The sequence below is a fragment of the Mucilaginibacter xinganensis genome (assembly GCF_002257585.1).
Lineage (GTDB): Bacteria > Bacteroidota > Bacteroidia > Sphingobacteriales > Sphingobacteriaceae > Mucilaginibacter > Mucilaginibacter xinganensis.
In genome coordinates this window covers 5,029,255-5,050,401 of the sequence record NZ_CP022743.1, presented here as the reverse complement: position 1 = coordinate 5,050,401, position 21,147 = coordinate 5,029,255, and the positions used below count along the sequence as shown (strand labels likewise).

Genomic DNA, 21,147 nt, shown 5'->3' with positions numbered 1-21,147 from the left:
TTTAGCCGCACATCAAAACCGCATCCTTGCCAATTATTGCACAACCCGCACTTTCAAAAAACTTGGATTAGTTTTGGAGGTGTAAATCCTTTGCGTAGCTTTCTTAAAAGCTGTACTATCACATTTCATAATATCAACAAAGGTTTGCGGGTTCCGGTCAATCAGCGGGAACCAGGTGCTTTGTACCTGTACCATTATTTTGTGTCCCTTTTTAAAGGTGTGCAGTACGTCCTGCAGCTCCCAGTTTACGGGAGTAACTTTGCCCGGGGTAAACGGCTCGGGCTTTTCAATGGAGTTACGGTATTTGCCGCGCATAGGTTCGCTGCGTACCATTTGCTGGTAGCCCGCCATCTTTACATCCTTACCCGTAAATTTATTATTTGAAGCAGTGTCCGGGTAAACGTCCAATATTTTTACCACGAAATCAGCATCGGTGCCGGTGGTTGAAACTTTCAGGTTTGCCCAGATATTGCCTGCGATGGTAACGTCATTAGCAAGTACATCGGTAGTATAGCTTAGCACATCTTTACGGTCAGCTAAAAACCGCTGATCGGCTGTCATGTATTCACGGTCCATATCCATGCTTTTATGATTTAGAAACGGAACAGGATTATTTGGGTCAGATACGTACTCATCATAGCTGTCTTTACCGGCAGCAGGAGCCGCAAATGATAATTTACCGCCCGGCAGCAAATATAGTTGCCTGTCCTCAACCTCTTTTGGTGGCCAGCTTTTATATTCGTTCCATTTGTTTACCCCGGTTTCAAAAGCGTTGACCTTAGCAATATTCATATCAGTGCCTTTAAGGTAGTGGCTAAAGAATTTAAATTCAATATCGTCCCGGTAGTGCGGACCTGTAGGCCCTCCAAAGTCAACGTCCCCCAGGTGGTCGCCCGCACCTCGTGCCCAGCCGCCATGTACCCATGGGCCCATAGTGAAATAAATAGGCGTATTAGCGTTTTCTTTAACAAGGGTTTTATACGTGTTTATGGCACCATACAGATCCTCGGCATCATACCATCCGCCGGTAACCAGCACTGCTGTTTTTATATCGTGCAGGTGAGACAGTACGTTGCGGTCTTTCCAATGCTGATCATAGTTGGGATGATCCATCATCTCGTTCCACAAGCGGATCGGATCTTTATAATACTTATCGTTTGTGTTTTTCATGGGGCCCATCTTCATGAAAAAGTCGTAACCATCATTAGTACCCGGATCAAAACGACCGCCCCGGCGCTGTGTCGGCTTGTCGTCCTGGCGATTGGTAAAGCCGGGATAAAAACCAAAATTAGCCACTAAAAAGAATGCGCCGTTGTGCCAGCCATCATCCCGCCATAAGTCGGCTATGGGGGCCTGCGGAGATGCGGCCACCAACGCCGGGTGGCGGCTTAGCAGCGCTGTTGTGGTGTAAAAGCCGGGATAGGAAATTCCCCATACGCCTACTTTCCCATTGTTATTGGGAACGTTTTTCAGCAGCCAGTCTATCGTGTCGTAAGTGTCTGTACCTTCATCAACATCATTATTGGTTTTATGAACTTCCTTTTCAGGCGTCATTTCTTCGTAAATGCCTTCGCTCATCCAGCGGCCACGGACGTCCTGGTAAACAAAAATATACCCGTCATGTAAAAACGAAGGTGAAGGGCCAAGGCTGCCTTTGTATTTATCAGTACCGTACGGAGCTACACTGTAGCAGGTGCGATCCATCATAAACGGATATTTTTTCGACTGATCCTTTGGTACATAAACCGAAGTAAATAATTTTTTGCCATCCCGCATCGGCACCTGGTACTCATATTTGGTGTATTGCTCCTTAACATAAGCAGCATCCGGATTGATCCCGCCAGGCTGGGCAAAAGTTACTGAAACTAAAAGCAGAAGGCTAAAAGCAAAAAGCAGCTGTTTTTTCATTTAAACAATTTTAAGGTTTAAAAGTAAGCATTAAAACAAAAAAAGCCATTGGTTACAGGGAGATCACAAAATAGTTACCTGATTTAGAGCGGGCTATAGTTTAAGAGACTGCCATGTGTCGTCGCTGTATGTCATCCCTGCCTAATATTTTAATAAATCGGAACGTTCGTTCCGTTTATGATATACATTTGCGGAACGATTATTCCAAATATAGAAAATTAATCATTCAAAAAATGAAAAAGTTAGCAAACAAAGTAGCAGTTATAACAGGCGCGTCAAAAGGTATTGGCGCAGGCATAGCAAAAAGCCTGGCCGCCGAAGGCGCAGCTGTAGTAGTAAATTATTCATCCTCAAAAGAGGGGGCTGATAAGGTAGTTGCCGAAATCGAGCGCAATGGTGGCAAGGCTATAGCCGTACAGGGTAACGTTTCAAATTTAGCTGATGTAACCCGTTTATTCGCGGAAACCACCAAAGCATTTGGCCCGGTTGATGTACTGGTGAATAACGCCGGGGTTTACCAGTTTGGTTCAATAGAACAGCTTACCGCTGAAGAATTTCACACCCAGTTTGACACCAATGTACTGGGATTATTACTGGCAACCCAAGGCGCGGTAAAAACATTTAATGAAAACGGCGGCAGCATCATCAACATCGGTTCTGTGGTGAGCAGCATAGCACCTGTTGGAAGTTCGATTTATACGGCAACCAAAAGCGCAGTTGACGGTATTACCCATGTATTATCAAAAGAGCTTGGGCCTAAGAAAATCAGGGTAAACTCTATCAATCCCGGTATGGTTGAAACTGAAGGCACACACACCGCCGGGTTTATCGGTAGTGATTTTCAATCGGAACAGGAGCGCACAGCCCCATTAGGCAGGATAGGACAGCCGGAAGATATCGGATTAGTTGCCGTGTTCCTTGCTTCTGAAGATTCACGCTGGTTAACCGGCGAAACATTACTGGCCGGTGGCGGTGTAAGGTAATGAGTGCCCCTGGAGTTTCAACTCCACAATCGCTTTAATTTTAATAACACTTTTAAAATGAATAGCTTTGCTTAATTATAGGCAAAGCTATTCCTGTTATGGCAAGAACGAAAGATTTTGATGAAAAAGAGGTGCTGAACAAAGCGATAGCTATTTTTTGGTACAAAGGATACAACGGCACTTCTATGCAGGACCTGGTAGATGGGTTGGGCATTAGCCGTTCAAGCCTGTATGATACATATGGCGACAAGCATACCCTATATATAAAAGCGCTAGAAAGTTATAAAACTGAGGGTGCCCTTAAAGTTTGCGCCATAGCGAATAGCCCCGGACCGGCTAAGGAGACATTTAAAAAACTGCTGGAACTGGCAGTAGGTGAATTACTTGAAGATAAAAAGCAAAAAGGCTGCTTTATGGTAAACGCCGAAGTTGAAAATGCCCCGCATGATGCCGAAGTAAGCAAAATGGTATGTGAAAACGACCAGCAGGTAGAAGATGCTTTTTACACCGTAATTAAAAAGGGGCAAGAGAGCGGGGAGATAAAAAACAGCCAGGATGCAAGGGCTTTGGCCCGATTTACATTCAACACAGTAAAAGGCATCCGCGTAACAGCCAAATCAACCACCGACCAAACCGTATTTGACGACATCATCAAACTGACCTTAGCTGCGCTCGACTAATCTTTTTGTCAGCATTCTCCCAATTAAGGACCACTATATTCCTGCTATCTGATATTTCCAGCCTTTCCTTCGTAACGGAGCTACCGGATTTTTTTTAAAAAAATCCCGGAATTCATCATATCTACAGAATTGTAATGTAATATTGGTGTTACCTAATTTAATTTAAATATTATGGGATTTAAAGGCTCCTATTTTGTAACCCATGCAACTGAATTCCAGTTGTATATTTATGCGGGTTTACTCGTGTCGCTTTGGCTTGCGGAAGGCCTCTTTTTAAACTCGCCATTTCGCAACAAGTGGAAACACTCTTTCACCAATTTGCTTTTTATTTTAACGGCGCTGCCTGTTCAGCTGTTTATGACAATTTTTCTGTTACTGGTATCCGCCTGGGTTGTACAGCACAATTGGGGATTGCTTAACATAATTCCTTATCATGGTACTTTTTTTGTGAAATATGTTGTAGGGTTTATCGTACTTGATTTTTGCGAGTATCTGTACCACGTTATTATGCACAAAGCAAAACCGTTGTGGAAATTCCACCTTGTTCATCACACCGATTTTCAACTGGACGTGTCAACAACGGTAAGGGAGCATCCGGGCGAAACGTTTGTCAGAATGTGCTTTTTAATTCTTTGGGTGTTTTTATCAGGGGCGTCTTTTGGGGTATTGTTATTAAGGCAAACTTTTCAAACAATAACTAATATTACCTCACATACAAAATTCAGGTTGCATGGATTTAGCGAAACGTTTATCGGCTGGATTTTTATAACTCCCAATATGCACCATGTACACCATCATTACCAATTGCCTTATACTGACTGCAACTACGGGGATGTATTAAGTATTTGGGACCGGATATTTGGCACGTTCGGCAAACTTGATGCCGACAAAACCGTGTACGGCCTGGATACCCATATGGATAAACAGGTTAGCAGCAGCTTTACCCGGATATTAAAAATACCGTTTGCAAAAAAGATCGGGTAGTATTTGCAAACGGTACCAGGGATATTGTGATTTCTTATTTTTCGTTTGACATGGAATAAGGAACGGCTGCTTTATCTGCTCCCCTTTGCTTATTTGGCGACGCCGACATATCGAAATTCAGGTCGGAACCGCCGAGCAGTGCTTTATGGCTCAGCCAATTGAACAGGTATGGCTTGCCGTTAACTTTCAGGCTGTTTACATACTTGTTTTCTGCATTGTTTTTTGGGGCATTTATGGTGATGGTTTTACCATTCTCCAGATTGATGGTTAACTTTTTAAATAACGGAGCGCCCAGTACGTACTGATCGCTTGCGGGGGTTACCGGGTAAAAACCCATTGCTGAAAATACATACCAAGCCGATGTTTGCCCGTTATCCTCATCGCCGCAATAACCATCGGGCGTTGCCTTATAGAGTTTGTTCATAGTTTCGCGGGCCCAGTATTGGGTTTTCCAGGGTTCGCCGGCATAATTGTACAAGTATATCATGTGCTGAATAGGCTGGTTGCCGTGCGCATACTGCCCCATATTGGCTATCTGCATTTCGCGGATCTCGTGAATTACCGTTCCGTAGTAGCTATCATCAAATGCAGGGGGTAGGGTAAATACTGAGTCCAGCTTAGCCACAAATTGTTGCTTCCCGCCCATCATGTTAATTAACCCTTGGATATCGTGAAATACGCCCCAGCTGTAATGCCAGGCGTTCCCTTCGGTAAAAGCGTCGCCCCATTTAAAAGGGTTAAAAGGCGTTTCAAATGAACCGTCTTTGTTTTTCCCGCGCATCAAACCGGTTTGCTTGTCGTAAAGGTTGCGGTAGTTTTGGCTTCGTTTTTTGTAGATGTCAATTTCGGCAGCCGGGCGGCCCAGCGCTTTACCAAGCTGGTAAATAGCAAAATCGTCATAGGCATACTCCAACGTACGGGCAGCGTTTTCGTTAATTTTAACATCATAAGGTACATATCCTAATGTGTTATAATAATTTACACCCCGGCGGCCGGTAGCATTTGGCCCCTCGTTATTAGCGCCATGTTTTAAAGCGTCGTACAGTGTTTTAATGTCATAACCGCGCAGACCCTTTAAATAAGCTTCAGCAACCACAGAGGCGGAATTATTTCCGATCATACAATCCGCATAGCCCGGGCTCGACCATTCGGGTAGCCAGCCGCCTTCTTTATAATCGTTGATAAGGCCTTCCTGCATTTCTTTGTTCATTGACGGATAAACCAAATTCAGGAACGGGTAAAGTGCCCTGAATGTATCCCAAAAGCCCGTTCCGGCAAACAGGTAGCCGGGCATTATTTCCCCGTTGTAGGGGCTATAGTGCATTTTTTGGCCTTTGGCGTCTATCTCGTACATTTTGTTGGGGAAAAACAGCATGCGGTACAGGCACGAATAAAAGGTGCGGGTTTGATCGGTTGTGCCCCCTTCCACATTTAAGCGGCTCAGGGTGTTGTTCCAGGTGGCTTTAGCCTTCTGTTTTGTTGCGTCGAAACTGTCATTGGCCAGTTCGCGTTTTAAGTTAAGTTCGGCCTGCTCAATGCTGATGAATGACGATGCTACCCGCATGTGAACCTGTTCGCCTTTTTTTGTTTTAAAGCTGATGACAGCGCCGGCGTGGTCGCCGGTGTATTCAAGCTTACCCTCATCAACCTGTTTATCATGCCAGGCTGATGCCAATTCAAAGGGCTTATCAATGTAAATAACAAGATAATTTTTGAAGTTATCGGTTACGGCACCGCTGTTTTTGGTGCTGTAGCCCACTATTTTTTGTTCGCCGGGGATAATCTTTATGTACGATCCTTTATCAAAGGCATCAATTAAAATATGTGAGCTGTCGCTTTTTGGGAAGGTGAATCTGAAGCTGGCGGCCCGCTCGGTTGGGGCAATTTCGGTGGTAACGTCATAGTCGGCCAGATAAACGCTGTAATAATAAGGTTTTGAAATTTCGGCTTTATGCGAAAACCAGCTGGCGCGTTTACTTTCGTCAATTACCAGCTTACCTGTTTCGGGAAATACCGAAAACATGCCGTAATCATTCATCCATGGCGAGGGCTGATGGGTTTGTTTAAAACCCAGGATCTTGTCGGCATCATAAGTATATTGCCAGCCATCACCCATTTTGCCGGTTTGGGGGGTCCAGAAATTCATGCCCCAGGGCAACGCAATTGCGGGATAGGTATTGCCGTTGGAGAGGGCGGGTTTTGACGCTGAACCCATCAGCGGGTTGATGAGCTCGACCGGGTCACCGACACCTGTGGGTGATTGAGCAAACAGCGAAAGCGGGAAAAGTAATGCAGCTAGTAGCGTGGCTTTTTTCATGTATTATCGTATTCTTAAGTATAAAGGCCTTGTTTTATATTATCAAATTAAATTTTTTTGTAACAGATTAGTTAAGCGGCTTACGGTGGTGTTACCTTTTTTGGAAGGAGATACGAAGCAATGCTATTGCCAGGCATCAATAATAAATGTGATCTTCTTCATAAAAAAAACTCCCGCACACAATTGCTTGTGCACGGAAGTAACCAACTTTTCCTCAAAAAAGCTCTTATCACCATTTCAAATCAACCTTTATGCCGTCGGGACTGTTGGCATAACCTAGGTACAGGGTGTTTGATGATGGGTCCCACGATGTTTTAACATCTGTAAGGGGTTGACCTTTGCTATCACTAACCACGGTCGTTTTGGGTTGCGATGGTAACAGTACACGTACACTGTTTAATGTTTTCGCAGGGCTTTTAGCCACAAATGAGTAGCTCCCGTTTTGGATATTTTCCTGATATATGCGGGATGCCGATGCCAATACCTGCGGTTTAGATTTGTCGGCAACCCGGTTCACAACGTACAGTAAAGATTGCTCGCCCGGGTTCACTGTTTTTTCGGCAAGTACGGGTAATTGCGGATCAAACAGATCAATAACCGGCCCTTTTATAGTATATGGTTTGGAGTCGGTATTTTCATCCATCACGGAAACAATATCGTAAGGACCGCGCTCCAGATACAGGCTGTTTTTAAATTCAAGGTTGCCGGCTTTTGCATTTTTTTCGTGACCCCGTTTTACAAGGTTTACAAAAGTGCTGTCGTTACCAGGCTTCATAACAAATTCTTTTGGGTTTTGCCTCACTACATATACGGCTCCGTTGCCCACCTTAAATTCCTGGTTTTGTTTGGTTGGCCTGATGCCGAGCAGCTTAAATAAATGCTGCGATGGTGCGGTGAATTTATTGCCCTTAGTGTCCCACCATTCCATAACTGATTGGTAAGGATCATCATCGCGGCCGCAATAAATTAGTACACCGCCTTTTTTTACCCATGCTGCCAGCTGGCTATGAATATCGGCAGATACCGGTTTCATGTTTGAATAACTCATCACTAAAACCTTGATATCCTTTAAGGAAGCGGCGTAGCTGAGGTTTTCCATATGTACGGTTTGTACGGGTATGCCGCGTTTTAACAATGGCAGGGTTTGTCCGTAAAAATTGGAGAACTGTGGGTCGTCAAAACCGTTATGAGTAGGAAAGCGCTGAAACATTAAGGTATTGCTCATTAACACACCTATGCTGTTTACGCCCGATACCCGGTTATCAGACTTGGGCATGCTGTTTAAAGCATTTACCATAATCTGCATCTGGGTTGAATAAAACTGCGGGATTAGTACTTTCTGATCGGTACCGGCAACTTTGTAAGGGTGGGTATAAATCCTTTCAGGCCAGGGCATAACCTCGTAGTCGGCAACCATTGGGTATAAAAGTTTGGCGGTAAACGTAGCCTGGTAATTGCGTTTATAATCGCTCCAGTCGCGGGGCCAGTCTTCAATAGGATCTGTCAGCAAAAACATTTTGCGTTTGGTAGGAGCGGTCATTGAAACGGCTGAGCCATATTCAAGGAAGGCATTTTCAAAAACCCGTTCTTTTCTTAGTCCGTTAAAATAAGTGGGTTCGCGGGCGGTGCCCGTCCATACCTGTGCTATGTAACCATCAATGCTTGGTAATGAAGCCAGGCTGGCTTCTGGGCTTACAATTTGCCATGATGAATAATTAACCAGAGAGTGTGTGGCTATAAAAACTTTAACGTTTACCCCCTTGCTTTTGCCGTATGATTTGGCGTATTCAGATACTTGTTTTATGGCATCGTAATATAAGTGGTATTTGAGTTTGCTTGAAAGGTAGGTGTTTTCGGCTGATGCATCCTGTGGTTTCCAAGGAAAGCCATAGTACTTTTGCCATTCCTGTTTAAATGGTGCGCTGTACCCCGCACGTGCCCAAAATTCAGGTTCTTCTAAAAATATTGTGCTGATGTTGGCATCAATAACCCTTTTTACAACTGCTGTTTTCATATAATCAATAAACGATTGCACGGGCACTACGTAGGGCATATTGTGGCCATGCATAATGGTATCGCCTTTAATAGTTACCTGGCCCACGCCAAGATGGTTTTTACCGTCCCACTTGCCCAAAAAATAATCAAAGTACTCGCCCCATGCTATGCCGGTCATAAAGTTTACCTGGTAGCCATGGTCGCGCCATGATTGCACGCGCTGTTCAAACGTCATCCCTGCGCGGTCATTGGCACCATAAACAATGGCGATGTCTGAGCGCACATCAATTTCGGGCATCCATGGGCTGCTGGTTTGGAAAGCCGTTTTTTCGGGCAGGGCACCGGTTGTTTGATTTTGCGCTTTTACTGTAAACGCCAGCGCAATGAGGGCGAAGAAAAATAAAATGTTTTTCATAGGTAGATTGTAGTTAGCGTCATGAACCAGGGAGCCAAAAATCAAGAGAAGCATTCAACTGTTAATTTATCTTGATTCCTGACTTCCGGGTTATGCATATTTTGTATTCTTAAGGAACGGTTACTGTTTTTACGTCCGTATAGTTGTAATAATTAAGGCCGTACGAGATCCGGGCACCAACCCTGATAAAATACGCTCTTTGGCCGGGCAATTTGCCGCCGGTGGTGGTTAACGTAATGGTTTGCCCTATAGCATCGTTACCGTCGGTGCCGTTATACCCCACATGGTTTGAGTACCGGTTGTCATAATTATTGTTGCCCACATATTTGGTGGCATTCACAAACAGAAACAGGTCGCTCACATTTTGCTGAAAAGCAGGATTGGCAGTGCCCCTGTTAAATTTAATGGTTGCGGTTATAGTGCCATCTGCGTTTAAAACCGGTTCACCTATCCATTGAATATCAAGGAAAGGTTCAACCGTAAATTTAAGGGTGGTTACACCTTTTATTTGCACGGTTTGGCTTTTATCAACAATGGTAGCGCCGTTATTGTCGGTTTGCACCAGTGGCACAAAAGGGCCCTCAACGCTCACCTTGTCAGTACCTGCAAACAGCTTGGTATAGTTAAACGTACCGTCCTGCATGGAATAGAAATAAAACGGAGTGGGGTTTGAACTCCAGCTTGTTTCAAGCATTTTTATTCTGGTACCGCCGCTGCCGGTTTCGGTTTGTACGGTTTTGCCGCCGGCATCAACCACGCTGCCGGTTAATGTTTCAGAAGGAGCGTCGTAATTATCCAGTTTTTTACATGAACTGCCGGCTCCAACAATCATGGTTATTGCTATGTAATAAAAGATCTTTTTCATTTTTTTGGTATTAATATCCGGGGTTTTGAATTAAATTCTGACTTTTTGCGATTTCGCCCTGTGGTATTTGTTCGTAATACCAGCGGCTGTCAAACGTATAGCGGGCATTTCTTTCATCCGGCCTTGCATCAAAAAAGTACTTTTTATCGATTGCAGAATAGAAAGGCATTAACACCCTGTAAATAGTTGAGTTTTGCTCCTTGTCAATGGTTCTCCATCTCCTAAGATCCCACCAGGTTTTGTTTTCGAAACCAAGCTCTTTTTTTCGTTCTTTTCTAACAATGTTGATGTCAGTTAGTGCGGCTGCGCTGGTGAGCAAATCTGCACCCGCTCTTTCACGGATCTGGTTAATTGCTATAAACGCATCCTGTAAATAGCCTGCGCTTTGATCGCCTAAAGCGTTTAATTCAACGGCAGCTTCTGCACGGTTCAATAAAACCTCGGCATAACGCAGTTCTATCCATGTTTCGTCCGAATGGTTTTCCAGCACTTCAGAAGTTGGCTTGTTAGGGTCAAGGTTTTTGCGGATAGAGAAACCCGATATGGCGCAAGTGCCATCAGCGGTAAATACACCGCTTAAGCCGGCTGGGTTCATGGTAGTTCCGTCAGGCAGTTTATAAGGGGTTTGCGCTCCGTTTGATGAAATAACCAGGTTGTCGGTTGGGTAATTGGAGGTTGAACCGGCAGGTAAAAGCCTGTTGATACCACCTGCCGTATTACCGGTATAAATACCCCGGCGAATCTCAATGCTTTGTCCTTTAAACACATCTCCGGGAAGTATAACAGTAGCCCTTAGCCTTGGCTCGGCATTGGCAAACAAATCCATTGTGTTGGTATATTCAAGGTATTTGCCACCTGCATCCAAGGTTTTTATAGTACCGTCAGCATTTTTCGGCAGGCCGTCAAACATCTCAACAAAGTCAAGCGTAGGGTTAATTTCAGACGAGTAACCGTTTGCTCCCATTAACTGGCGGGGTACGTTGTAAGCGTCGTAACCGTGTACAGACTCAGGGTAGTGATACTGGCGTACGAAGATATTTTCAGGGCTTGAAGCATCGCCAAAAAGGTTCACATAGTTTTGGTATTGGGCTGCTTTGTCGCCTGCTGCCCATGCTTTTTTGTAAAGGCTGTAGTGGCCATCTAATAAAACAGCGGCATCATAGGCTGCTTTAAAGTAGGTTACCGCTTTGCTTGCAGGTATGCCGCAAAGCCGGTTGCCGGTATTGTCAACCAGGGTAATATTATTGTATTTTGCTATGGCGCCAGCATAAAGCATGGCGCGAGATTTAAATGCAGCTGCCACGTATTTGTTGGCGCGGCCCACCTGATTTGATTCGCTCAGGTTGGCGTAAGCATAGTCGAGATCAGCAGCAACAAAGTCATATACCTTTTCTTCGGATGCACGCGGGATATTTAATTCCTCAATGCTGGTGCCGGGGTATTGCAATACCTTGTCAACCAAGGGCACGCCGCCGTAACGCTTTGCCAACGCAAAATAAGTAGCACCACGGATAAAGCGCGCTTCGCCCATCCATGATTTTACCTGGTCAGCAGAGTAGGTGCCTGCATATTTAGGCAGCGTTTCCATAAAATAATTTGCCTCGCGGATCAGTTTGTAAGCATCGCTCCAGTAGCCAAAGGTTTCCTGTGTTGCGCTGGTTTGGTCGCGGCTTAAGCCTTCACCGCTGATACAGCTGAAAGGGCTGATGATCCAGAAGAAATTTAATCCCCGGGTGGGCGAATATCTGAAATCTTCAATTGGCAGTTCGCTATAGATCCTGGCCATATAAGCCTGGATGCCGCCCTGGCTGCCAAAAACGTCCTTATCCTGGATGATATTTAAAGGCGCTACATTGAGCTTTTTACATGCCGACGTCCAGCAGATGAGAACGGACAGTATGATATATGTATATTTTTTCATGATTTTTGCGGATTACTATAATTTAACATTTACGCCTACAGAGAAGGTTTTGTCCAGCGGGTACAGGTAACCATACGTGCTTGATGGGTGCTCCGGATCAAGGTATTTCAGCTTGGTAATGGTTAAAATGTTGTAACCGTTAACAAAGATCCTGGCTCCTTTTATGCCGATGGTTTTTGCAAAACTGGCAGGAATACTGTAACCAAGTTCGGCTGATTTTAGCCTGATGTAAGAGGCGCTTTGAATATTAAACAATGAATTCTGATCAGGCACAGAACCGGTGTATGCAAAATGACCTGGTACCCATACGGTACTTGGCGCATACGGATCAGCATTCGGATCGGCAGGGTGATACCTGTCTAAAAACTGGCTTAATGCGCTGCCGCCGCCCCAAAGCGGGGTGTTTAGCTGCTCAAAGTATGAAACATCAACATCAGCAGCTCCCTGCCATAACATATTGAAATCAAAACCTTTATATGAACCACCCACAGTTAAGCCATAGGTTACCATTGGCGCGCCTGTATATGCTACCGGGTGCACATCGTTGCCGTCTATCTGCCCGTCGCCATTCCAGTCTTCGTACTTATAATCGCCTACCAGTGTGCCACGCGGTACAAAAACATTCCTGTTCAGGATATCCTGGTATGAAGTATATTGGCCGTCGGCGCCGTAACCCCAATAAGTATTGTTGTAGCGGTTGTTGCCGTTGTTGTGCCAGTTTAGTTGCGAGTTACCGGCCCTTGCCTGCACTAACGTTCTGTTTTGGGTGCGGGTGTATGAAAAAGTACCTTTCAGGTAATAATTGAAATTACCGATGTGGTTTTTGTGGTTCAGTTCAAAGTCAAAACCTTGTGAAAGGTCGCTGTTCAGGTTTTCCTGTGGCAGGTCGGCACCTACCACGCTTGGCAAGCTTAATACTTCTGTAGCCAGCAAGCCACTGCGGTTGCGCCTGAAAACATCAAACGTAACGCCTAACAAGCCGCGCCATGCGCTTACATCAATACCGGCGTCATAGGTTTCAGAGGTGTACCAGGTAAGGTTAGTGTTGGCTATGCCTTTGCTTTGAACGCCGTTAACGAATGTTCCGTCGAATACTGAACCCGGAGGAAGCTGGTTGTTCGAGCCGCCTGCAGGGTAAGTATAGCCAGTAAGGAACTGGTAGCTTGAGGCGGAGTCGTCACCCAGTTTACCGTAAGAGAAACGCAGTTTTAAGTTATCAATAAACGACAGGGCAGCCGAGTTTTTCCAGAAATTTTCTTCAGAAACCCTCCAGCCCAATGAGGCCGACGGGAAGAAACCCCATTGCTTACCCGGTGCAAATTTTGATGAACCATCATTCCTGAAACTGAATTCAGCCAGGTATTTTGATTTGTAGTTATACGTTACACGACCAACAAGGCCCCTGTTAACATTGTCATAAAGCACTCCCGGGTCAATATACCCCTGCTGGTTTAAGCTGTTACCTGCCAGTAACTGGTCAACACCTAATGAAAGTTCGCGCTGTGCGTAAAAGTTATCGCCTTTGTTTTCGCTTTCTTCGTAAAGTAATAATGCTGTCAGGTTATGGCCGCCTTTAAATGAACGGTCGTAATTAAGCGAGATTTGGGATAGGGTTGCCGGTTTGTTATAAAACTGCCTTAAAATTGTTGCCGGGGTTTGGTTGGGTACCGGGTTATAGGTGTCGCTACTGGCATCGTAGTTATACTGGTTGTATGATTTTTGATAGATCTTGTTGTCAGACATATAATAATCATAACTGTACAATGCTTTGGCGGTAAGGCCGGTTACAAATGGAACGGTATATGTAAGCGATGCTGACGACTGAAACCACTTGTTGTTATAGGTTTTATAACCATCAATATTCTGGTCGGCAAGAGCCACCGGGTTGCTGCCGTCAACCTGGCCGTTGTTTAGATAAGCGGGGTTGTTGTTGGCGTAAATTGTTTGGGTGGGTACCTGTCTCCAAAACGAACGGATGATCCACCAGGCATCCTGGTAAGGCTGGTTCTTTTGGTCCATTATACCGGTCATGTTTAAATCAACGGTAAGGTTCTTTGAAATTTTGCTGGTAACGTTTGAACGTACATTATACCTTTTATAGTTCAGGTCGCCGCTGCGCAGGAAACCGTCCTGGTTGGTAAGGCCCATGCTGATGAAATAATTGGTGGTTTCATTACCGCCGCTTGCACTCAAATTGTGCTGACTTTGCGGCGCGTTGTTACGAATAACAGGCGTGTACCAGTCGGTGCTTTTTTTGGTGCCGTTAAGATAAGGCGCCATATCGGCAGCGGTATAACCCAGGTGGCCGCCGTTTACATTATGCATCAATATTTCATTGGCCAGTGTCATGTAATCAAGTGCGCCGACAGCCTGTGGCAGGCCCGACGGCTGCTGCCAGCCATAGGTGCCAGAGTAGTTTAGCTCAAGGGTGCCTTTTTTACCGCGTTTGGTGGTAATCAGCACAACGCCGTTTGCCGCGCGCACACCGTATATAGCGGCTGCACCATCTTTTAGTACAGATAAGCTTTCAATATCATTAGGGTCAAGGCGGGTAATGTTATCACGCGGAATCCCGTCAATAACCACCAGCGGCGAGCCAAGGCCACGAATATCAAACGAGTTATCGAACGAGCCGGGCTCGCTGCTGTTTTGTACCACACGTAAGCCTGCAACTTTACCGGTTAGCATATTTTGCACGTTCTCGTTTTTAGTGGTAACAATTTCAGTTGCGTTTATTGATGAAACCGCACTGGTTAATGATACTTTTTTCTGCGTGCCATAACCAACCACCACCACTTCGTTCATGTTGGTTGCGTTTGCAGCCAGGCTCACATTAATAGTTTTAAGATCTTTTATGGTTACTTCCTGTGTGGTGTAACCCAAAAAGCTAAATACAAGCGTTTGCCCCAGAGTGGCGTTGATGGAGAATTGCCCGTCAACCCCGGTTATTGTACCTGAACTTGTGCCTTTTAATTTAACGGTTACCCCCGGCATGGGCGATTTTTGTTCATCCAGTACTACGCCTTTAATGCTGCTTGTTTGCGCAACTGCCGAAGTGTACAGGAGTAAAAACAGAAAGGATGCCATACAATACTGCAGCAACCTTTTGAATTTAGCCGGATAATGAATGCCGGGGCATCCACCATAATTGGTAAAATTTTCCTTCATAAATAAAATGGTTAATTGGTTTATAATAACTGTCCAGCAGCAGGAGCCAGGCGATAGTAAGGCTGGTTATACCTTTTGGGAATATCTTAGGCGCTGCAATTGGTGGAGCAATAATAGAGCTAACAGTATTAAAGGATGGGTTAAAAAAAGGGTTAATAACGTTAAAATTTTATTAACCGTGACGAATTAACCCATTTTTTAAGCGGGATGGGGAGGGAGAGTCAGCAAAATCGGGAGCCAGGAAAGCCTGGAAGTAAATAATTTGGAAAATGTTATAGAGATGGTAGCATAATATGCTCTGGAATCATCCAATTTACGAGATAGGCAAAAGCGCTCGTGAATTGTCTTGTAAATTTATGGACGGATATGTTTCTAGGCAATCACTCACTTCACAGTGCAAATCTTCTCAAATGGCACAGGATAATGCTCGCCCAGTGATTTTTCATACTCAGCAACAAAATCATTATAGATTTTATGAGCGTACTCAATACCTTTAATGCGGCGAAGTGCCTTCAACTTGTACTTTATAGCGCCATCGCTAAAGGGGTCGATATTTAAAATGATGCGTGCTATTTCAATGGTTCTGCGGTAGTCACCACCTTCGTAGATCTTTTTTACTTCGGGCAACAGCAAAGGCATCAACGCCTCTTCGTAACCCAGCTTTATGTCATCAAGCCATATTTCGGCTATCTGTTGCAATAGACCTCCGCGGGCTATCAGCTCCAGGTGGGGCAGGATGCCTTCACCTGCCGGTTTTGTACCGGCGTTTAGTCCTTCAATGGCATCAGCAACCACAAAATAGTCGCAAAATAGCGCGTCGCTTATTTTAAAGCAGTAGGTGTCGTTTAAAAAAGTAAGTTCCAGGCCTTCAATATCGGCAACTATGTTGCGCAAGTGGTTAATTGTAACGCCCTTAATGTTTTTTGTTTTGGCTACATCCTTATCGGGCCATAGCGTGGTGGAGATCTTTTTTGATACTACCCCATTTCCGTTCTTACTGTTTAACAGCACCAGGATAAACAACTGCTTTATTTTGGGGCTAAACATATAGGTGATGTCGCGGCTGTTTTTATCGTACACGGTAAACTCACCCAGCAGGTAAATGGCATTGGGCTTTTTTTCGTCGTCTTTTTTACTGCTGCCTGTTGCAGGTGAATCTATTTCAAAATCTCCCGGGATTATCTCAGATTTGTTTTTTTTTCGTTTTAGATATAAAAAGGCTGATATAACAATAGTAATTACTGTTAAAATAATTATCCAGCCCGGGGCCACGAATTTAAAATACCAGCCAGATACAATGGGTTGCTGTGATGCTAAATAATCTTGTTCGGTAACCGGGGGTGATGCCAGCGAATACACCCGCACTGTGGAATAATCAGGCGTTGTAAATTCCTGTATGGCGCAGTAAAAGGTTTCCAGTTTGGAGTTAAAAAAAAGATTGATATCGCTTTCAATCCGCTCGCCTTTGGCGGCAATGTTGCCGCTTACCGCCTGGTAGCTGCCATCTTTAATTGCAAACTTGTAAAGCTTTATGCTGGTTTTAGGTTTATCATGTGCGTAACACAGGGCATAAAAATACTGTTTGTCGTTTGAGATGATGAGGTTATTGGCGGCTACAAAATCTTCGGCAGGGGGTTTTATCTCCCAGCATTTTTTTATGGTGCGGGTTGTTAAATTAACCCGGTACAAATCGTAAAAGTGTTGCCCGCCAACTACCTGGTTGCCCGATTGATTGCCATATCCGCCAAAAATATAAACGTCGTTATTTTCATCGGCAGCACTGTAGCCGGAGAAAAAGCGTGGGGTGATCTTATCGCCTGTAAATTCAACTTTCTCCCATTTATCTGCAGCTTTGTTATACGCGAAAAAGTCTTTATAATACGAGTATGACCCGTAGCCGCCAAAGAGGTAAAACTGGTCCTGATTTTTATCGTAAAATATATTGTGGTGATGCCGTTGCTCGGTTATAGTACTTTTGCCAGTTACTTCCCATTTAAGGGTGGTTAAATCCAGTGCGGCAATACTGTTAGCGGGTTGTTTTTGAGCTTTTAGCGTTTCGTAAGCGTAAAGCTTATTTTCTTTTGTATTGATGATGCTTTTACCCAGGTGCAGCGGCACAGGGCAGTTGTTTTGGTAAGCCTGCGCCGATAAATTATTGTGCTGAACATCGTACGTTAGCAGCGAATCACTTTTAAAGAGGAGCAATTTTTGAGCAGCTATATCAAAATTAACGCCGGCTACTTCCTTAAACTCTTTTACAAATTTTGGCGCCCAGAAATACGATTCGTTGATGAGCCAAACGGGGTTGTCCACCATCCCCAAATCATCGCCGTTGCTATTATATACATCCTTGCCACTCCACTCATTTAGTTTAAAGGAGTAGCTTTTATTGGCATCACTCACCACCAGGTTGCGGATGGCCATTTTAGGCACATCAAAATAATGTTCGTTTTTACCGAAGTAAATTTTAGGGGTGATGGTGCCATCAAAGCTAAACCCGCCTGCCTTATACCGGGTACCGTTTATTAAAATGCCAACGGTATTTGCTTTCAGGTCCAGATCGATTTTTACAGGTATCCAATGCCGCTTTTTTAGCTGACTTGACGCAAGGGGAATCTTTATTTTATTGCTCTTGCTATCAATATTGAAATTTAAGAAAGGCGTAACATTATAGATGGAGCTGAGGCTGTAGGAATTGTTTTTGGTATCGGTGATGTTTAAAATATAGCCTAAATGCTCATTATCCCACAGCGACAGGTCAAAGCTGACCAACAAGTGACCGGAAAACGTTGGCGGATCTGTTTTGAAAACTGAGTAAGAGGTACGTTTACTTAACAGGCTATCGTTCGAGTTGAATTGCAGCCCCTGGCTTTTGCTGTTAAGCGCGGATAACAGCAAAATAAAAAGAAACACAATCTTATATACCTCAAACCGCAGTAATAAAACCTTATTTTCACTTATCATTTAATAACACAAAAACTAAAGGGGACGGTCCGCATATTTAACCTGACTAAATTATAACTTTTTTAGCAGGTTGCGTGATACGAAATTAAGTATAAAAAAACGGAAGTTAACCCTGTTTTAAGGGTTAACCATGGTGCGGAAAGTAAGGTTGATCCGCGGGCGGTTTACCCGTATTGATTTTGGCAGGCTGTGCAGCCAGTAAGTTTGGGTAACATCCTTCATTACCAGCAGGCTGCCGTTTTCCAGCATGGCTGACACGGTTTGTTTGCTGGTTTTGTGTTTGAGGCTGAATTTTCTTTCGGCCCCAAAGCTTAGTGAGGCTATGGTAGTGTTTTTTCCCAGGGACGACTCGTCATCGCTGTGCCAGGCCATTCCTTCATCGCCGTTATGGTACAGGTTCAAAAGGCAGGAGTTAAATACCGTTCCGGTAATTGTTTCAACCTGCTGCTTAAGCGCAAGCAGTTCAGCTGTCCAGGGCAGCGCCTTTTTGGTAGTACCCGAGTAGGTATATAAATAACCATCATCACCGTACCAGGCTGCCTTTCGTTTAGTAATGATGTGTTTGCCAAAAATAACGGCCTCATCATTTTTCCAGGCTATGGTATTTAGTAAAACATCGCAATAATGCAGCGCCTCCTTTAGGTTTATAATTTTACCGTGGTAGTTTACAATGCCATCATAAGGCAACAGGTTTTCGATGCTATTTTTGCTAAACAGATCCATTTTTCCATTTTTTATATTCGGCGGCCAAACAGTTTCCGCAGGGCCTGTAGCCGTGATCAATAGCTTCATTTACGCCGTAAAAGAAGATCCGGTTTTCCCGCTTCATCCGCCTGCCTGACCGGCAGCTGAGCAGCCCATAAATTTTAAGCCTGCTGTTGCCACCAAGTGTTATCTTTTTGTACCTGATGAGGTTTCTTAACTCCGGGTCGCTAATATTGCTATGGGTAACCATCAGCTTAACGCATCGTGAAATATAACCCCTAACGTATAACGGCCACCAGTGTGGAGGGCGCTTACGCCATGTTTCATGTTTACGCGGTAATACCCTTTGGTGCCTTTTACCGGGCGAAAGTTAGTGGTAAATATTAATACATCACCTTTGCGGGGTTTTAATACGATAGCTTTTGATTGCGCTCTTGGAACCTGTTCTGTTAATACAAACTCGCCGCCGGTGTAATCTTCACCCGGCTCACTTAAAAATACAACCATTTGCATCGGGAAGTAAACGTCGCCGTACAAATCCTGGTGCAGCGTGTTAAACCCGCCGGGGCCATATTTAAGGATGAGTGCGGTAGGCTTATCCTGCGTGTTATCATGGCAAAGTTGCTGCAGTGCCGCAAATGAATCCGGAAAAGTGGTTTGAATGTTCAGCACACGCATCCAGTTATTGGCAATAGGTGCAAGTTTGGGGTAAACCTGCACTCTTAACTGCTGGATGATTTGAGGCAGCGGGTATAAAAAGTATTTATACTCGCCCTGGCCAAAGCGGTGCCTTTCCATTACCACTGTTTTTCGGTAGCTGCCGGTTGCACCGTAGTTTTCAATGAGTGTATTGCATTCGTCGAGGTGAACCAGGCCGGGTATAATTGCGTAGCCATTGGTGTTCATGGTATTGGTAACTAACGGCCAATTTATGGCTTCAATTCTGGTATCTATGCTGTTCATTTTTTATGGGCCTCACCTAAATCCTCTCCAAAAGAGAGGACTTTAACTTCTAGCTTTGGCAGATATTAATTTAGTGCTTCCGACTGTGCTGCTTCCCAGCCTATTATTGCAGTTTTGCGGTTGCTGCCCCAGTGGTACTGGCCAAATTGTCCGCTCGACTGGATCACCCTGTGGCAGGGGATTAAAAATGCAACGGGATTAGCGCCCACAGCGGTGCCCACCGCCCTTGATGCGGAAGGGTGGTTGAGTTTGCCGGCAATATTGCCATAAGTTGATAACTTTCCCGTCGGGATCTTTAGCAGGGTTTCCCAAACTTTTATCTGGAAGTCGGTGCCTTTCAGGTGCAGCTTAATTTCTTCCGGTTTGCTCCAATCGTGCTTAAATACGTACAACGCATTTTGCTGGATGAGATCGACCATGGGCTGATAGGAAGCATTGGGAAATGCCCTTTTCAAGGCGGTTAAACCCTCAGCTTCGTTATTTGCAAATGCAATATGGCAGATGCCTTTTTCGGTTGATGCCACCATGATGTTGCCAAAAAGGCTTTCGGCATAACTGTAATTGATGGATAAGTTTTCCCCGCCGTTTTTATATTCACCGGGTGTCATGCCTTCAATGTTTACAAACAGATCGTGAAGGCGGCTGGTACCCGAAAGGCCGGTTTCAAACGCGGTATCGAAAAGCGTAGCCTGGTTTGCCAGCATTTTCTTGGCGTGGTCAAGGCTAATGTATTGTAAAAACTTCTTTGGGCTAACGCCTGCCCAGTCGGTAAAAATGCGTTGAAAATGGAAAGGGCTCAGGTTAACCTTTTCGGCAATATCATCAAGCGCAGGCTGATTTTTAAAGTTATCCCTTATGTATCCTATTGCATCTTCAATGCGGCTGTAATTTGTTATTTCCTGGTCTTTCATTTTAATTTTCCTTAATTGTACATAACAAAAGTACAGCGCTGAGAAAGGCAATCCTACCCGAATATTGCGGAGTTTGCCAATTTAATTTTATAAATATAGCGTACTAAAAGGTTGTTTGTAAAAGTTTTTGCAAGCGATTAAAACTGCCCGAAATCTTGTTTGATAATTGTAACTTTTATGATACCTGTTCGTATAAAGGCTAAAACGGTTTTATTGAAAATAGAAATTGCCTAAGCCTGTCATCTCTCACAATACGCGATAAAGTAATCTCCAAATTAAAACCGTAGCCATAAAAAACCATTTGAACTCAAATAAATATGCAGGCAATGGTATTTGCTGTTAATGAATATGAGCTTTTAAAATATATT

At 44.4% G+C, this 21,147-nt stretch carries 14 protein-coding genes; 3 read left to right on the top strand and 11 right to left on the bottom strand.

Translation table 11 applies throughout. The annotated features are described in order from the left end of the window. Window positions 1-33: 33 nt before the first annotated feature. Complete coding sequence (locus tag MuYL_RS21935; protein ID WP_094572586.1) at window positions 34-1,908, bottom strand: CocE/NonD family hydrolase; 1,875 nt, start codon at window positions 1,906-1,908, stop codon at window positions 34-36. 233 nt (window positions 1,909-2,141) lie between these two features. On the opposite strand from MuYL_RS21935, the gene MuYL_RS21930 reads away from it, so the two are divergent. The 3 genes from MuYL_RS21930 (at window position 2,142) to MuYL_RS21920 (ending at window position 4,555) form a co-directional block, all read left to right on the top strand. After that, a complete protein-coding gene (locus tag MuYL_RS21930) occupies window positions 2,142-2,891 on the top strand; it encodes an SDR family NAD(P)-dependent oxidoreductase (protein ID WP_094573065.1) in 750 nt (249 codons plus the stop codon). A gap of 98 nt (window positions 2,892-2,989) precedes the next feature. Then, window positions 2,990-3,571: a TetR/AcrR family transcriptional regulator gene (locus MuYL_RS21925; protein ID WP_094572585.1), complete on the top strand. Its 582-nt coding sequence runs from the start codon at window positions 2,990-2,992 to the stop codon at window positions 3,569-3,571. Window positions 3,572-3,742: 171 nt separating this feature from the next. Beyond that, window positions 3,743-4,555 carry a sterol desaturase family protein gene (locus tag MuYL_RS21920; RefSeq protein ID WP_094572584.1) on the top strand — a complete coding sequence of 271 codons (813 nt, stop codon included), beginning with the start codon at window positions 3,743-3,745 and terminating at the stop codon, window positions 4,553-4,555. A gap of 34 nt (window positions 4,556-4,589) precedes the next feature. Here the strand turns inward: MuYL_RS21920 and MuYL_RS21915 are convergent, their stop codons facing one another. The 10 genes from MuYL_RS21915 to MuYL_RS21865 form a co-directional block, all read right to left on the bottom strand. Continuing rightward, window positions 4,590-6,872: a GH92 family glycosyl hydrolase gene (locus MuYL_RS21915; RefSeq protein ID WP_094572583.1), complete on the bottom strand. Its 2,283-nt coding sequence runs from the start codon at window positions 6,870-6,872 to the stop codon at window positions 4,590-4,592. A 229-nt stretch (window positions 6,873-7,101) separates the two neighbouring features. Then, window positions 7,102-9,282: a hypothetical protein gene (locus MuYL_RS21910; RefSeq protein ID WP_094572582.1), complete on the bottom strand. Its 2,181-nt coding sequence runs from the start codon at window positions 9,280-9,282 to the stop codon at window positions 7,102-7,104. 109 nt (window positions 9,283-9,391) lie between these two features. Then, window positions 9,392-10,147, bottom strand: coding sequence for a DUF3823 domain-containing protein (locus MuYL_RS21905; protein ID WP_094572581.1), 756 nt, complete (start codon window positions 10,145-10,147; stop codon window positions 9,392-9,394). 10 nt (window positions 10,148-10,157) lie between these two features. Beyond that, window positions 10,158-12,068: a RagB/SusD family nutrient uptake outer membrane protein gene (locus MuYL_RS21900; RefSeq protein ID WP_094572580.1), complete on the bottom strand. Its 1,911-nt coding sequence runs from the start codon at window positions 12,066-12,068 to the stop codon at window positions 10,158-10,160. Between the two features lie 15 nt (window positions 12,069-12,083). Continuing rightward, window positions 12,084-15,236 carry a SusC/RagA family TonB-linked outer membrane protein gene (locus tag MuYL_RS21895; RefSeq protein WP_094572579.1) on the bottom strand — a complete coding sequence of 1,051 codons (3,153 nt, stop codon included), beginning with the start codon at window positions 15,234-15,236 and terminating at the stop codon, window positions 12,084-12,086. A 384-nt stretch (window positions 15,237-15,620) separates the two neighbouring features. Beyond that, window positions 15,621-18,200 carry a Kelch repeat-containing protein gene (locus MuYL_RS21885; RefSeq protein WP_094572577.1) on the bottom strand — a complete coding sequence of 860 codons (2,580 nt, stop codon included), beginning with the start codon at window positions 18,198-18,200 and terminating at the stop codon, window positions 15,621-15,623. A gap of 117 nt (window positions 18,201-18,317) precedes the next feature. Next, the gene (locus MuYL_RS21880; protein ID WP_094572576.1) at window positions 18,318-18,923 is read right to left on the bottom strand and encodes an alpha-ketoglutarate-dependent dioxygenase AlkB family protein; all 606 of its coding nucleotides are present in this window, start codon (window positions 18,921-18,923) and stop codon (window positions 18,318-18,320) included. Beyond that, window positions 18,910-19,155 carry an Ada metal-binding domain-containing protein gene (locus MuYL_RS21875; RefSeq protein WP_094572575.1) on the bottom strand — a complete coding sequence of 82 codons (246 nt, stop codon included), beginning with the start codon at window positions 19,153-19,155 and terminating at the stop codon, window positions 18,910-18,912. The genes MuYL_RS21880 and MuYL_RS21875 overlap by 14 nt, the downstream gene beginning before the upstream one ends. Continuing rightward, window positions 19,155-19,868 (bottom strand): 2OG-Fe(II) oxygenase, encoded by a 714-nt coding sequence (locus MuYL_RS21870; RefSeq protein WP_094572574.1) that lies wholly within the window; start codon window positions 19,866-19,868, stop codon window positions 19,155-19,157. Before MuYL_RS21870 ends, MuYL_RS21875 begins: the two co-directional genes overlap by 1 nt. A 65-nt stretch (window positions 19,869-19,933) precedes the next feature. After that, complete coding sequence (locus MuYL_RS21865) at window positions 19,934-20,779, bottom strand: methylated-DNA--[protein]-cysteine S-methyltransferase (protein ID WP_094572573.1); 846 nt, start codon at window positions 20,777-20,779, stop codon at window positions 19,934-19,936. Between the last annotated feature and the right edge of the window lie 368 nt (window positions 20,780-21,147).

Bases quoted from the DNA above. Each gene is read 5' to 3' on its own strand.
- MuYL_RS21935 (WP_094572586.1), bottom strand. From the start codon at position 1,908: ATGAAAAAACAGCTGCTTTTTGCTTTTAGCCTTCTGCTTTTAGTTTCA.
- MuYL_RS21930 (WP_094573065.1), top strand. From the start codon at position 2,142: ATGAAAAAGTTAGCAAACAAAGTAGCAGTTATAACAGGCGCGTCAAAA.
- MuYL_RS21925 (WP_094572585.1), top strand. From the start codon at position 2,990: ATGGCAAGAACGAAAGATTTTGATGAAAAAGAGGTGCTGAACAAAGCG.
- MuYL_RS21920 (WP_094572584.1), top strand. From the start codon at position 3,743: ATGGGATTTAAAGGCTCCTATTTTGTAACCCATGCAACTGAATTCCAG.
- MuYL_RS21915 (WP_094572583.1), bottom strand. From the start codon at position 6,872: ATGAAAAAAGCCACGCTACTAGCTGCATTACTTTTCCCGCTTTCGCTG.
- MuYL_RS21910 (WP_094572582.1), bottom strand. From the start codon at position 9,282: ATGAAAAACATTTTATTTTTCTTCGCCCTCATTGCGCTGGCGTTTACA.
- MuYL_RS21905 (WP_094572581.1), bottom strand. From the start codon at position 10,147: ATGAAAAAGATCTTTTATTACATAGCAATAACCATGATTGTTGGAGCC.
- MuYL_RS21900 (WP_094572580.1), bottom strand. From the start codon at position 12,068: ATGAAAAAATATACATATATCATACTGTCCGTTCTCATCTGCTGGACG.
- MuYL_RS21895 (WP_094572579.1), bottom strand. From the start codon at position 15,236: ATGAAGGAAAATTTTACCAATTATGGTGGATGCCCCGGCATTCATTAT.
- MuYL_RS21885 (WP_094572577.1), bottom strand. From the start codon at position 18,200: ATGATAAGTGAAAATAAGGTTTTATTACTGCGGTTTGAGGTATATAAG.
- MuYL_RS21880 (WP_094572576.1), bottom strand. From the start codon at position 18,923: ATGGATCTGTTTAGCAAAAATAGCATCGAAAACCTGTTGCCTTATGAT.
- MuYL_RS21875 (WP_094572575.1), bottom strand. From the start codon at position 19,155: ATGGTTACCCATAGCAATATTAGCGACCCGGAGTTAAGAAACCTCATC.
- MuYL_RS21870 (WP_094572574.1), bottom strand. From the start codon at position 19,868: ATGAACAGCATAGATACCAGAATTGAAGCCATAAATTGGCCGTTAGTT.
- MuYL_RS21865 (WP_094572573.1), bottom strand. From the start codon at position 20,779: ATGAAAGACCAGGAAATAACAAATTACAGCCGCATTGAAGATGCAATA.